General features: G+C 71.3%; 10 protein-coding genes. 6 read left to right on the top strand and 4 right to left on the bottom strand.

What is annotated here, in order from left to right:
* Window positions 1-181 precede the first annotated feature (181 nt).
* The 3 genes from ACIBL4_RS06260 to ACIBL4_RS06250 all read left to right on the top strand — a co-directional run bounded on the left by ACIBL4_RS06260 (window position 182) and on the right by ACIBL4_RS06250 (window position 4,986).
* Window positions 182-2,818 (top strand): SpoIIE family protein phosphatase, encoded by a 2,637-nt coding sequence (locus ACIBL4_RS06260; RefSeq protein WP_356928475.1) that lies wholly within the window; start codon window positions 182-184, stop codon window positions 2,816-2,818.
* Between the two features lie 66 nt (window positions 2,819-2,884).
* Window positions 2,885-3,994, top strand: coding sequence for a hypothetical protein (locus ACIBL4_RS06255; RefSeq protein WP_399407021.1), 1,110 nt, complete (start codon window positions 2,885-2,887; stop codon window positions 3,992-3,994).
* Window positions 3,991-4,986 carry a phosphotransferase family protein gene (locus tag ACIBL4_RS06250; protein ID WP_399407019.1) on the top strand — a complete coding sequence of 332 codons (996 nt, stop codon included), beginning with the start codon at window positions 3,991-3,993 and terminating at the stop codon, window positions 4,984-4,986. Before ACIBL4_RS06255 ends, ACIBL4_RS06250 begins: the two co-directional genes overlap by 4 nt.
* On the opposite strand, the gene ACIBL4_RS06245 is transcribed toward ACIBL4_RS06250, so the two are convergent.
* The 4 genes from ACIBL4_RS06245 to ACIBL4_RS06230 are packed head-to-tail and all read right to left on the bottom strand — an operon-like array spanning window position 4,961 to window position 8,872.
* On the bottom strand, window positions 4,961-5,737 hold the full coding sequence (locus tag ACIBL4_RS06245; protein ID WP_399407017.1) for a succinate dehydrogenase/fumarate reductase iron-sulfur subunit: 777 nt from the start codon (window positions 5,735-5,737) through the stop codon (window positions 4,961-4,963). The two genes, ACIBL4_RS06250 and ACIBL4_RS06245, sit on opposite strands and share 26 nt — an antisense overlap.
* The gene (locus tag ACIBL4_RS06240; protein ID WP_399407015.1) at window positions 5,734-7,674 is read right to left on the bottom strand and encodes a fumarate reductase/succinate dehydrogenase flavoprotein subunit; all 1,941 of its coding nucleotides are present in this window, start codon (window positions 7,672-7,674) and stop codon (window positions 5,734-5,736) included. Before ACIBL4_RS06240 ends, ACIBL4_RS06245 begins: the two co-directional genes overlap by 4 nt.
* Window positions 7,675-7,690: 16 nt before the next feature.
* Window positions 7,691-8,527 (bottom strand): hypothetical protein, encoded by an 837-nt coding sequence (locus ACIBL4_RS06235; RefSeq protein WP_399407013.1) that lies wholly within the window; start codon window positions 8,525-8,527, stop codon window positions 7,691-7,693.
* 54 nt (window positions 8,528-8,581) lie between these two features.
* Complete coding sequence (locus ACIBL4_RS06230) at window positions 8,582-8,872, bottom strand: hypothetical protein (RefSeq protein WP_020277543.1); 291 nt, start codon at window positions 8,870-8,872, stop codon at window positions 8,582-8,584.
* A 288-nt stretch (window positions 8,873-9,160) separates the two neighbouring features.
* On the opposite strand from ACIBL4_RS06230, the gene ACIBL4_RS06225 reads away from it, so the two are divergent.
* The 3 genes from ACIBL4_RS06225 (at window position 9,161) to ACIBL4_RS06215 (ending at window position 12,091) form a co-directional block, all read left to right on the top strand.
* Window positions 9,161-11,320, top strand: a complete 2,160-nt coding sequence (locus ACIBL4_RS06225) for an ABC transporter family substrate-binding protein (RefSeq protein WP_399407011.1) — start codon at window positions 9,161-9,163, stop codon at window positions 11,318-11,320.
* A 97-nt stretch (window positions 11,321-11,417) separates the two neighbouring features.
* A complete protein-coding gene (locus ACIBL4_RS06220; protein ID WP_399407009.1) occupies window positions 11,418-11,600 on the top strand; it encodes a hypothetical protein in 183 nt (60 codons plus the stop codon).
* A gap of 65 nt (window positions 11,601-11,665) precedes the next feature.
* Window positions 11,666-12,091 (top strand): hypothetical protein, encoded by a 426-nt coding sequence (locus ACIBL4_RS06215; RefSeq protein WP_399407007.1) that lies wholly within the window; start codon window positions 11,666-11,668, stop codon window positions 12,089-12,091.
* The last annotated feature ends 66 nt before the right edge of the window (window positions 12,092-12,157 follow it).

The raw sequence follows: 12,157 nt of genomic DNA, 5'->3' as shown, positions 1-12,157 counted from the left end.
GATTCGACGACGTGTCCCCTGGTTAGAAGACGGGAAGTGTTGTCACGGTCCGGACCGAAAACCATCGGGACCGTGCTGTGATCGTGAACACCGTGTTGTGCGGCACCGTAGTGCTGGATACTGCGGGCAGCCGCCCCCGGTGACCGGTGCCGGACGCGGTGAGCTGGAGGGGACGGTTCGCGTGAGCGAGATACCAGCGAAGGCCACGGAGTCCGAGGACCCGTCGGAGGGCGCGAGGGCGATGGCCGCGGACGGCCTGGCTTCCGCGGTGGGAGGTGCGCTCGCGGCCGACGGCGTGCAGCCCGGGGACGCCATGTGGCAGAGCAGTCCCCCCGGATCCATCTACGACTACATCAAGGTCGCGTCCTTCTCCATCGGCCCCGACGGCCTCGTCGACCAGTGGAGCCTGCGCGCCGAGCACCTCTTCGGCATCCCCGCCGAACGCGCCGTCGGCATGGACCCCATAGAGGCGTTCATCGACCCGAGCCTGCGCGAGCGCGGCATGCGCAAGATGGCCGAGATCCTCGACGGCCGCGAGTGGACCGGCGTCGTGCCGTTCCGGATGCCCAAGGACGCCGAGGGGGAGTGCGGACGCGAGGGGCTCGCCGAGGTGTACGTCATGCCGACGCGCACCGAGGACGGCGAGAAGGCCGCCGTCTGCATCGTCGTCGACGTCCGCACCCTGCGCAGCATCGAGACCGACCTCGCCGCCTCGCAGGCCATTTTCGGTCAATCCCCGTTCGGTTTCCTGCTGATCGACTCCGACCTGCGGGTCCGCCGCGCCAACCACCGGTTCGCGTCCGTCTTCGGCGGCGAGCCCGACGACCACCGCGGCAAGGGCGTCCACGACTACCTCCAGCGCGGCGAGGCCGAGCGGGTCGCCGCCACGCTGCGCCGCGTCCTGGAGACCGGCAACTCCATCACCGACATGCACGTCACCGGCTTCGTGCCGGGCTCCGACGAGCGCCGCCACTGGTCCGTCAACCTCTATCGCGTGCACAGCGGTTCGGGCCGGCCCATCGGCATCGCCTGGCTCGGTACGGACATCACCTCGCGCCGCGCCGCCGCCCGCGAGGCCGCCGCCGCCCGCCGCAACCTCGCCCTGCTGAACGAGGCCGGCGCCCGCATCGGCAACTCCCTCGACCTGGAGACCACGGCCCGTCAGCTCCTCGACGTCGTCGTGCCCGGCTTCTGCGACCTGGCCACCGTCGACCTCTACCAGGGCCTGCTGGTCGGCGACGAGACCCCGCCCGGGCTCGCCGACGGCAGCGCCGAACTGCGCCGCGTGGCCTTCGCCAGCGCCGTCTCCGACGCGCCCTTCACCGGCACCGGGGTGCCCGTCGCGGTCGGCGCCGTCCACCACTACCCGTTCAACTCGCCCTGCGCGGACGCCCTGCGCACGGCCCGCCCGCAGACCGTCCCCGGCGAGGACGGCGGACTCGTGCAGTCCACGCTCGCCGTGCCGATGGTCGCCCACGACACCGTCGTCGGGCTCGTGCAGTTCGCCCGTACGAAGGGCAGCGAGCCGTTCGGCGACCGCGACCGGGACCTGGCCGTCGAACTCGCCGCGCGCGCCGCCGTCTGCATCGACAACGCCCGCCTCTACCGGCGCGAGCACCAACGCGCGTTGATACTGCAACGCTCCCTGCTCCCGCCCGGCGACCCGGAGGCCTCCGGCCTCGACATCGCCTGCCGCTATCTGCCCGGCAACGCCAACACCGGCCGGCCCAGCGAGGTCGGCGGCGACTGGTTCGACGTCATCGAACTCCCCGGGCACCGCACCGCGCTGGTCGTCGGCGACGTCATGGGCCGAGGCCTGCGCGCCGCCGTCGCCATGGGCGAACTCCGCACGGCCGTACGCACCCTGGCGCAACTCGACCTCGAACCGGCCGAGGTGCTCTCCCAGTTGGACGAGATCGCCCGCGGCCTCGGCGCCCCGGGCGGAGTGCAGCAGGCGACCCGGGCGGCCCGCCGCCCCCGGGAGGCGGACCTGTCGGAGGTGTACCTCGCCACCTGCGTCTACGCCGTCTACGACTCCGTCACCCGGCGCTGCACCTTCGCGAACGCGGGCCATCTGCCGCCCGTCCTGGTCGAACCGGGCGAGCCGGCCCTGATGCTCGACGTGCCGCCGGGCCTGCCGCTGGGCGTCGGCGGCGAGCCCTTCGAGGAGGTCGAGGTCGAACTCCCCGAGGGCGCGCTGCTCGCGCTCTACACGGATGGACTGGTCGAAAGCCGCGATCATCCCCTCGACGAGGGGCTCCAGGCCTTCGTCAGCACCCTCTCCGACCCCACCCAGCCCCTGGAGGACGTGTGCGACCACGTCCTCAACACCCTCGACACCCATCACGGCGAGGACGACATCGCGCTGCTGATGGCACGTGTACAGGGCCTGCCCACCGAGTCCGTCGGCGACTGGACCCTGCCGCGTGAGCCGCGCAGCGTGGGCCGGGCCCGCGAGTACGCGCGCGCCCAGCTGCTCAGCTGGGACATGGAACCCCTGGTCGACACCACGGAACTCCTGGTCAGCGAACTCGTCACCAACGCCCTGCGCTACGGCGAGGGCGAGATCCGGCTGCGGCTGCTGCTGGACCGCACGCTGGTCTGCGAGGTCTGGGACTCCGGCCTGGTCCAGCCCCGCCGCCGCCGCGCCCGCGACACGGACGAGGGCGGCCGGGGCCTCCAGCTGGTCGGCCTCCTCAGCGCCGCGTGGGGCTCCCGCCGCACGCCCCGGGGCAAGACGGTCTGGTTCGAACTGCCCCTGCCGGGTGGTGAAACGAGCCTGACGGACCCGGCGGAGGCACTGCTGAGCCTGTTCTGATCGCAACCGAACACCGGTACGGATCGTCCTCCCCGGCAACACCGATCGATCACCGGGGGAGACGGCATGGACCGCGTGGAGGGCACGACCTCGGACGAAACCGCAGCGGCAGCCGCCGACGGGGAGGATCCCTCACCGGAGGCTCCCGCACCCGACAAGGAAAGAAAAAGGCGGCGCCATCGCTGGGTCAAACGCACGACGCTCGCTCTGCTCCTGGCCCTGTTCCTCCCCCTTCTGACCGCCGAAACAGCTCTCTACATCAACTACCAGGGCGATCCCGCCCAGGGCACTCACACCCGGAACCGCGACGCGCTCTGGCTCGGCCACGCCTGGGTCGACGGCCGCAAGAAGGACGCCGACGTCACCGCCTTGGCCCACCGCCTGCAAGGCACCGGCATCCGCGACCTGTACGTCCACTCGGGCCCGCTGGAACACGACGGCACGTTGCCCAAGTCGGTCTATCCAAGAGCTCGTTGGTTCATCGACGCCGTCCACGAGAAACTCCCCGGCGTCCGCGTCCAGGCCTTCCTGGGCGACGTCCTGGCCACCGAGGGCCCCGACGGCATGCGCCTGGACAACGCGGACACCCGAGCCGCCGTCGTCCGCTCCTCCCGCCAGATCCTGGACACCGGCTACGACGGCATCCACCTCGACCTGGAGCCCCTGCACTCCGGGGACCGGAACTACCTCACCCTCCTGGACGCCCTGCGCCGCGAGACCCGCTCCCGGGACGCCCTGCTCTCGGTCGCCTCCCACCAGATCGACCCGCTCCCCGCCCTCCATTCCGTGGCCGGGACGTTCACCGACCACCCCAAGTGGTGGTCCCAGGAGTTCTTCGGCCAGGTCGCCCGCCGCGTCGACCAGATCGCCGTGATGTCGTACGACACCGCGCAGCCGCTGGAGAGCACCTACGGCGGCTACGTTGCCCAGCAGACATCACTCGCCTTGGAGGTCACCCCGCCCACGACCGACCTGCTGATGGGCCTGCCCTTCTACTGGGAGAGCAACTTCGACCACTGGGGCCACGCCGAGACCGTGCCCGCCGCCGTCCGGGGCGTCCGCCTGGGCCTGTCCCGCACGGACGCCGACCGGGCCCGTTTCGGCGTCGCGCTGTACATCGACTTCGCCGCGACCGAGGCGGACTGGCGCGCGTACAGGGAAGACTGGGTGCGGTGACCAGGATCCGAAGGCCCCTCACCCGCACCGACCTCGCCCCCCTCGCCCGCGCGGCCCTGGGCCCCGGCCGCACCCTCACCGGTGTGGAACGGCTGCGCGGCGGCACCAAGAAGGGCGTCTACCGCCTGACCCTCGACGACGACTCCACGGCCGTCGCCTACGTGTGGTCGGCCGACGAGGACTACTGGGACCAGCCCGACCCCGACCCCCGGGACGTCTTCTCCCACGGCACCGGACTCGGTCTGTTCACGGCGGCCCACGACCGCCTGGCCGCCTCCGGCGTCCGCACCCCACGGCTGATGTACGCGGACGCCACGCACACCCACCTCCCGGCCGACGCGGCCGTAGTGGAGGACATGACCGGCGGCAGCCTGGAGGACGCCCTCGCCCAGGACCCGCGCGAGGCACCCCGGCTCATGGACCGGATGGCGGAACTCCTCGCCACCCTGCACGCCCACACCGGCCCCCGCTTCGGGAAGGTCGCCGTCATCGACAACGGCGGCTCCTCCCACGGCGTCTCCTGCGAACAGCGCATCACCGACGGCGCCCTGCGCTGCCTCGCGGAGGCGGCCCGGCGCGAACCCCGTGCCGCCGCCGTACGCCGGGAACTGGAGGACACGATCCTCGCCCTGGCCGCCGAGGTCCGGCCGCGCGACCGCCAGACCCTCCTGCACGGCGAACTGGGCCCCGACCACGTCCTGCTCACGCCCGACGGGCAGCCGGCCCTCATCGACATCGAGGGCCTGATGTACTTCGACGTGGAGCACGAGCACGTCTTCCTCGAGCTCCGCTTCGGCCCCCACTACGACGCCCTGCGCGCCCCCGGCCTGGACGAGGCCCGCATGCGCCTGTACCGCCTGTCGATGCACCTCGGCCTGGTCTCGGGCCCGCTGACCCTCATCGAGGGCGACTTCCCGCACCCGGAGCGGATGCGGGAGATCGCGGAACACAACCTCCAGCAGGCGCTCAGCCTGCTGAAGAACGCCTCCTGATCTTCGAGCCCAGCCACACCAGAGGGTCGTACTTGCGGTCGATCGCCCGTTCCTTCAGCGGGATCAGCGCGTTGTCCGTGATCTTGATGCCCTCCGGGCAGACCTCCGTACAGCACTTGGTGATGTTGCAGTAGCCCAGGCCGTGTTCGTCCTGGGCGGTGGTCTTGCGGTCCAGGCCGGATTCCGCAGCGGCGTCCAGCGGGTGCATGTCCAGCTCCGCCACCCGCATCAGGAAACGCGGCCCAGCGAAGGCCTTCTTGTTCTCCTCGTGGTCGCGGACCACATGGCAGGTGTCCTGGCACAGGAAACACTCGATGCACTTGCGGAACTCCTGCGGACGGTCCACGTCCTCCTGCATCATCCGGTACTCGCCGGGACCGAGATCCGCGGGCGGGACGAAGGCCGGTACTTCCCTGGCCTTCTGGTAGTTGAAGCCGACGTCCGTGACGAGATCGCGGATCACCGGGAACGCCCGCAGCGGCGTCACCGTGATCGTCTCCTCCCGGTCGAACACCGACATGCGCGTCATGCACAACAGCCGCGGCCGGCCGTTGATCTCGGCGGAGCACGAACCGCACTTGCCCGCCTTGCAGTTCCAGCGCACCGCGAGATCGGGGGCCTGGGTGGCCTGGAGGCGGTGGATGATGTCGAGCACCACCTCGCCGTCGTTGACCTCGACCTCGAAGTCCTCCAGGCCGCCGCCTCCCACGTCACCGCGCCACACCTTGAAGTGGGCCGTGTAGCTGCTCATTCGTACAGCTCCTCTTCGGCGAGGTACTTGACCAGCTCCTCCTTGTCGAAGAGGGCGAGCAGGTCGGCACGGATGGGTTCGGTGGTCTCCCGGGTGAGGGTGATCTGGCCGCGGACCGGGTCCGTGGCCGCCAGCCCGCCCGTCGGGTCGGTCAGCGCGCACAGCAGGTTGATCCGGCGCCACTTGCGGTCCATCCCCGGATGGTCCTCGCGGGTGTGCCCGCCGCGCGACTCGGTGCGCTCCAGCGCGGCCCGCGCCACGCACTCGCTGACCAGCAGCATGTTCCTGAGGTCCAGGGCGAGGTGCCAGCCCGGGTTGAACTGCCGGTGCCCCTCGACGCCGGCCCGGCGGGCCCGTGCCCGCAGCTCGCCCAGCTTCTCCAGGGCCTGCTTCATCTCCGCCTCGCGGCGGATGATGCCGACCAGGTCGTTCATCGTCTGCTGGAGCTCCTGGTGCAGGGTGTAGGGGTTCTCCGGCGGGCCGCCCTTCGGCTCCTCGATCTCGGCCTCGGCGGAGAAGGGCCGCAGCGCCTCGGCGGCGGCGGCGTCGACCTGGCCGTCGTCCACCACGGGCCGCGCCCCGGCCAGCCCCGCCGCGTACTCGGCCGCGTGCCAGCCCGCCCGGCGCCCGAACACCAGCAGGTCCGACAGTGAGTTGCCGCCCAGCCGGTTGGAGCCGTGCATGCCGCCGGCCACCTCACCGGCCGCGTACAGCCCGGGCACCCCGCGCGCCGCCGCCGTGTCGGACTCGACCGCGATGCCGCCCATCACGTAGTGACAGGTGGGCCCGACCTCCATCGCCTCGGCCGTGATGTCGACGTCCGCCAGTTCCTTGAACTGGTGGTACATCGACGGCAGCCGGCGTTTGATCACCTCGGCGGGCATCCGGGTCGACACGTCGAGGAACACACCCCCGTGCGGCGAGCCGCGCCCCTCCTTCACCTCGGAGTTGATCGCCCGCGCGACCTCGTCGCGGGGGAGCAGCTCGGGGGGACGCCGGTTGTGGTCCGGGTCGTCGTACCAGCGGTCGGCCTCGTCCTCCGTCTCGGCGTACTTGTCCTTGAAGACGTCGGGGATGTAGTCGAACATGAACCGCTTGCCGTCGGAGTTGCGCAGCACCCCGCCGTCACCGCGCACCGACTCGGTGACGAGGATGCCCTTCACCGACGGCGGCCAGACCATGCCCGTCGGGTGGAACTGCACGAACTCCATGTTCAGCAGGGGAGCGCCCGCGAGGAGCGCCAGCGCGTGGCCGTCGCCGGTGTACTCCCACGAGTTCGACGTCACCTTGAAGGACTTGCCGATGCCGCCCGTCGCGATCACGACAGCCGGCGCCTCCAGGACGAAGAAGCGGCCCGATTCGCGCTCGTAGCCGAAGACCCCGGAGACACGGCCGTCCTCCTTGAGGACGCGGGTGACCGTGCACTCCTGGAAGACCTTCAGCCGGGACTCGTAGTCGCCGGTCTCCTTGAAGTCCTCCTGCTGGAGCGCGACGATCTTCTGCTGGAGGGTGCGGATCAGCTCCAGGCCCGTGCGGTCGCCGACGTGCGCGAGGCGCGGGTACTCGTGGCCGCCGAAGTTGCGCTGGGAGATCCGGCCGTCCTTGGTGCGGTCGAACAGCGCCCCCCAGGTCTCCAGCTCCCACACCCGCTGGGGCGCCTCCTGCGCGTGCAGCTCGGCCATCCGCCACTGGTTGAGGAACTTGCCGCCGCGCATGGTGTCGCGGAAGTGGACCCGCCAGTTGTCGTTCTCGTTGGCGTTGGCCATCGCCGCCGCGATGCCGCCCTCGGCCATCACCGTGTGCGCCTTGCCGAACAGCGACTTGCAGATCACGGCCGTACGGGCGCCCCGCTCGCATGCCTCGATGGCGGCGCGCAGCCCGGCGCCGCCCGCCCCCACCACGACGACGTCCCACTCCTGCCGGTCGACCACGGACATCAGAACGCACCCCTCATCAGAAGAACCGCGGATCGTCGAAGGCCCCGGACGCGACCAGGTAGACGTAGAAGTCGGCGAGCGCCACGCTCACCAGCGACGCCCAGGCGAGCTGCATGTGCCGGGCGTTGAGCCGGCCCGCCCACTGCCACATCCGGTAGCGCACGGGATGCTTGGAGAAGTGCTTGAGCTTGCCGCCGACGATGTGCCGGCACGAGTGGCAGGAGATCGTGTACGCCCAGATCAGCACGATGTTGACCAGGAACACGAGCGTGCCGAGGCCCATGTGGCCCCATGCGTAGTGCTCGTCGCGGAAGGCGAGCACGGTGTCGTAGGTGAGGATCCCGGCGACGACGATCGCGGCGTAGAAGAAGTACCGGTGGATGTTCTGCAGCACCAGCGGGAAGCGGGTCTCGCCGGTGTACTTCTTGTGGGGCTCGGCCACCGCGCAGGCCGGCGGGGAGGCCCAGAAGCCCCGGTAGTAGGCCTTGCGGTAGTAGTAGCAGGTCAGACGGAAGCCGAGCGGGAAGATCAGGATGATGATCGCGGGGGAGATCCCCCACCAGCTGCCGAAGATCTCCCAGTTCGGGCCGGCCCTCATCGGCTCGCAGCGCTCCGCCAGGCACGGCGAGTAGAAGGGCGAGACGTACGGCGCCGCGTAGTAGTCGGCGTCGGCGAAGGCCCGCCACGTCGAGTAGACGATGAAGGCGAGCAGCCCGGCGACCGTGCCGGCCGGGGCCAGCCACCAGCGGTCGGTGCGCAGGTGCGGGGCGTCGATCGCGGCGCGCGTACCCGCCCGTACGCCGCCGCTGCGGGGATGGGGTTCTGTGGCGGGGGGTTCCGTACCAGTGGCCACGTGACGACTCCGGTCGGGTTCGGGGGACGTGTCGGTCGTTCGACGCCCTCCCGGTCAGGGAGCGCGCCGGTCCCGGGCGCCGAGCCCCTCGTCGTCCGAGTCGACCCACAGCGACGGGTCGTACGGCGCGTCCGAGATGGTGACGAGGTCGGGACGCTTGGGTGCGGCCGGTGTGGCGGCGGCGTCGCGCAGCAGGGCGACGCTCTCGCGCAGGTGGTTGGCGTCGGCACGGACGCGGCGCATCTCCAGGCCGCCGGTGCCGAGCTGCTTCTCCAGGCGTCCCAGCGAGCGGAACAGCTCGTCGAGGCTGCGCTGGACTGACGTGAGTTCGTCGTGAACGGACATGACTTGCCCTCACTTCCGCGGGTCCTTCGAGGCCCAAGGCGGCAACGCTCATGCGCCTGCGAGTGTTGCGCGTCACACCTTGTGCTGTGAAGGGATGTGCATCGATTGGCCGAGGCGTGCGGGTGCATCCTGCGGTGCGTTGCGCCGCACGGGTGGCTTCCCGCCCGTGACCGCCGTGTCGCCCTGTGTTGCCGAACCCTTTCCTCTTCAGTGGCGGCATACATCAGATGAACTCCAAATACCGCCAAAAGTGATCATAACGCCCGCGGCTTCCCGGAGGTAGCACAGATGTCCCAGCATGGCGTCGGCCCGCGTGCGGTCACGCGCTCGGTCGCCTTCCTCACCGCGGGTGTGCTCGCGGTGCCCGCGCTCACCGGATGCGGCTCCGAGGACCCGGCGGGCAAGCCGCTCGCCGCACCGGACATCCAGCCCGCGGGCCGCGACCGGATCGCCGACGGCGGCACCCTGCGCTGGGCCGTGGACTCCGTGCCCGACACCCTGAACACCTTCCAGTCGGACGCCGACGCCACCACCCTCCGCGTCGCCCAGGCCGTCCTGCCGTCGATGTTCCGGATGAACGCCGCCGGCCGACCCGAGCGCAACCCCGCCTACCTGGAGTCCGCCGAGGTCGTCGAGACCGAGCCCAAGCAGGTCGTCCTGTACAAGCTGAACCAGCAGGCCGTCTGGAGCGACGGCCGGGAGATCGGTGCCGCCGACTTCGCCGCCCAGTGGCGCGCCCTGTCCGGCAAGGACACCGCCTACTGGACCGCCCGCAACGCCGGCTACGACCGCATCCAGAAGATCGAGCGCGGGGACAACGCCCTGGAGGTCAGGGTCACCTTCAGCCGCCCCTACGCCGACTGGCGGTCGCTGTTCTCGCCGCTGTACCCCAAGGACGTCATGGGCACCCCGGACTCCTTCAACGACGGTGCCCGCAAGAAGCTCAAGGTCACCGCCGGTCCCTTCACGGTGAAGAAGGTCGACCGCGAGGACGACGAGATCACCCTCGCCCGCAACCCCCGCTGGTGGGGCGAGCCCGCCAAGCTCTCCGAGATCGTGCTGCGCACGGTGCCCCGCGACAAGCGGGCTTCCGAGCTGGCCGCCGGCACCCTCGACGTGGCCGAGATCGATCCCTCCGCGGCCCGCCGCATCACCGTCGCCGCCCGCCCCCGGAGCTCCAGCAGCCCGCTGATGGGCCCCGCCGCCGACCGGTCCGCCGCGGACGCCCTGCACTCCTGGGCCGTCGCCAACGGCACCGACGAGGACGACGCCGACGAGGAGACCGTCGCCCGCAAGAAGCTGCGCAAGGCGGCCGTCACGTACGCCCGGCAGCAGCAGGCCCTGCGCGGCTTCGAAGTGCGCAAGTCCCTGGAGCCGGCCTTCACCCAGCTCGCCCTGAACGGCGCCGAGGGCCCCCTCGCCGACGAGCGCGTCCGCAGGGCCGTCGCCCGCGCCCTCGACCGCAAGAAACTGGCCGAAACCGTACTGAAGCCCCTGGGTCTGCCCGCCGTCCCGGTCGGCAGCCACCTGGCCCTGTCCGGCCAGGCCCACTACGCCGACAACAGCGGCGCCCTCGGCGGCCAGGACACCAAGGAGGCCCAGGCCCTGCTCGCGGACGCCGGGTGGGTGCGCGGCGGCCCCCTCAAGGAGCAGAAGAAGAAGGAAAAGGAAAAGAAAGAGGAGAAGGCGGCCGGCGCCCAGGGCGAGAAGGCCGTCGGCGAGGACAACAAGGCGCACGGCGGACAGGACCCCGCCGACCACCTCGCCCACGACGGCACCCAGTACAAGCACCCGGCCCGGGACGGTGCCCCCGGCGCGTACGCCCCCAAGGGCACCGCCGCCCCGGCGAACCGCGAGGCCGCCCCGCTCGCCAAGAACGGCAAGCCCCTCACGCTCCGCTTCGTGCTCCCCTCCGGACCCGGCTCCCAGACACTGCGCACGGTCGCCGGCCGCATCTCCCGCATGCTGGAGCGCGTCGGCATCGGCACGGACATCTCCAAGGTCTCCGACGAGTCCTACTTCAAGGACCACATCGCCTCCGGCCAGTACGACCTCGCCCTCTACTCCTGGCCGGCCACCGCCTTCCCCGCCACCGACGCCCGCCCCGTCTACGCCAAGCCCGTCCCGGCCGCCGACGGCTCCCTGAACGTCGAGCAGAACTACACCCGCGTCGGCACCGATCAGGTCGACCAGCTCTTCGACGAGGCCGTGTCCACCCTCGACGAGGGCAAGTCCCGCTCCCTGATCCGCAAGGCCGACTCCCGCATCTGGGCGGCGGCCGGCTCCATCCCCCTCTTCCAGCGCCCCCAGCTCATCGCGGCCCGCAAGAACCTCGTGAACACCGGAGCGTTCGGCTTCGGCACGCCGGTCTACGAGGACATGGGCTTCCTGAAGAAGGGCGCGAAGCCGGCGGCGGGCCCGTCGGCGAAGGGATCAGCGGCCCGGTAGCTCCCTTGCCGTCTCCGCCCGGCGCCCGCACCATGAACGCGGCAGTGATCATGGTGCGGGCGCCGGGCGTCCGTGCACGGGGGACGGGAGCCGGCGGATGCGCGGCACGGTACGGCGGGTCTGCGCGGCCGGGTTGGTCGTCGGGGTGCTGGTGACGGGACTGACGGCATGTGCGGGCGACGACACGGCCCCTGAGGTCCCCAAGACCGGCAGGGCCGTCGTGAAGGCCTGCGCCGACGGCACCTTCACCTGGTCCCGGTCACGGAGCGGGACCGGCTGACCGGCGTCTCCGCCCTCGAGCGGCTGGGCACGGGTGGCGGCAGGCCGCACAACCCGATGCGGCGGGTGTACACCCCCAGCCCCTCGGTACGCGCCGACGGACCGGCCCCGTCCGCCGCCGAGATCCTCTTCTCGCTTGGCAAGAAGACCGGCGAGATCGACTCCGGCGCGCGCACCCTGGCGGAGGCCGGCGGAGACATCTGGGCCTTCACCGACGTCCGGCTCCCGGCCCCGGAGCTCGACGACGACCGTGTCGTACCCCGCGCCGCCGGGGAGTTCGTCCAGTACGCCGGTGTGCGGGAAGTGCCGGCGGACTTCCGTTACACCTGCCCGGACGGCAGGACCGTCGCCGGCCGCGCCCGGAACTGGACGGTTGATCTCGCAGGAGTGACCGACTGCGACGAGCGCCCGGACTCGGCTCTGGCCGGGGAGGTCGCCCAGCACGCCTGCGGACGGGGCGAGACTGGCACTTCCAGCCCGTCCGGCGATTGAGGACGAGGCCGTTCAGGCCGAAGCGGGGGTCTGGGGGCGGCAGCCCCCAGCAGGCCCGGGGACTGG

This window comes from Streptomyces sp. NPDC050416 (assembly GCF_044458845.1).
GTDB lineage: Bacteria > Actinomycetota > Actinomycetes > Streptomycetales > Streptomycetaceae > Streptomyces.
This window is presented reverse-complemented; position numbering and strand designations above follow the sequence as displayed.

Excerpts from the sequence above, each read along its gene's own strand:
- ACIBL4_RS06240 (WP_399407015.1), bottom strand. The coding sequence starts at position 7,674 with ATGTCCGTGGTCGACCGGCAGGAGTGGGACGTCGTCGTGGTGGGGGCG.
- ACIBL4_RS06230 (WP_020277543.1), bottom strand. The coding sequence starts at position 8,872 with ATGTCCGTTCACGACGAACTCACGTCAGTCCAGCGCAGCCTCGACGAG.
- ACIBL4_RS06245 (WP_399407017.1), bottom strand. The coding sequence starts at position 5,737 with ATGAGCAGCTACACGGCCCACTTCAAGGTGTGGCGCGGTGACGTGGGA.
- ACIBL4_RS06255 (WP_399407021.1), top strand. The coding sequence starts at position 2,885 with ATGGACCGCGTGGAGGGCACGACCTCGGACGAAACCGCAGCGGCAGCC.
- ACIBL4_RS06220 (WP_399407009.1), top strand. The coding sequence starts at position 11,418 with ATGCGCGGCACGGTACGGCGGGTCTGCGCGGCCGGGTTGGTCGTCGGG.
- ACIBL4_RS06225 (WP_399407011.1), top strand. The coding sequence starts at position 9,161 with ATGTCCCAGCATGGCGTCGGCCCGCGTGCGGTCACGCGCTCGGTCGCC.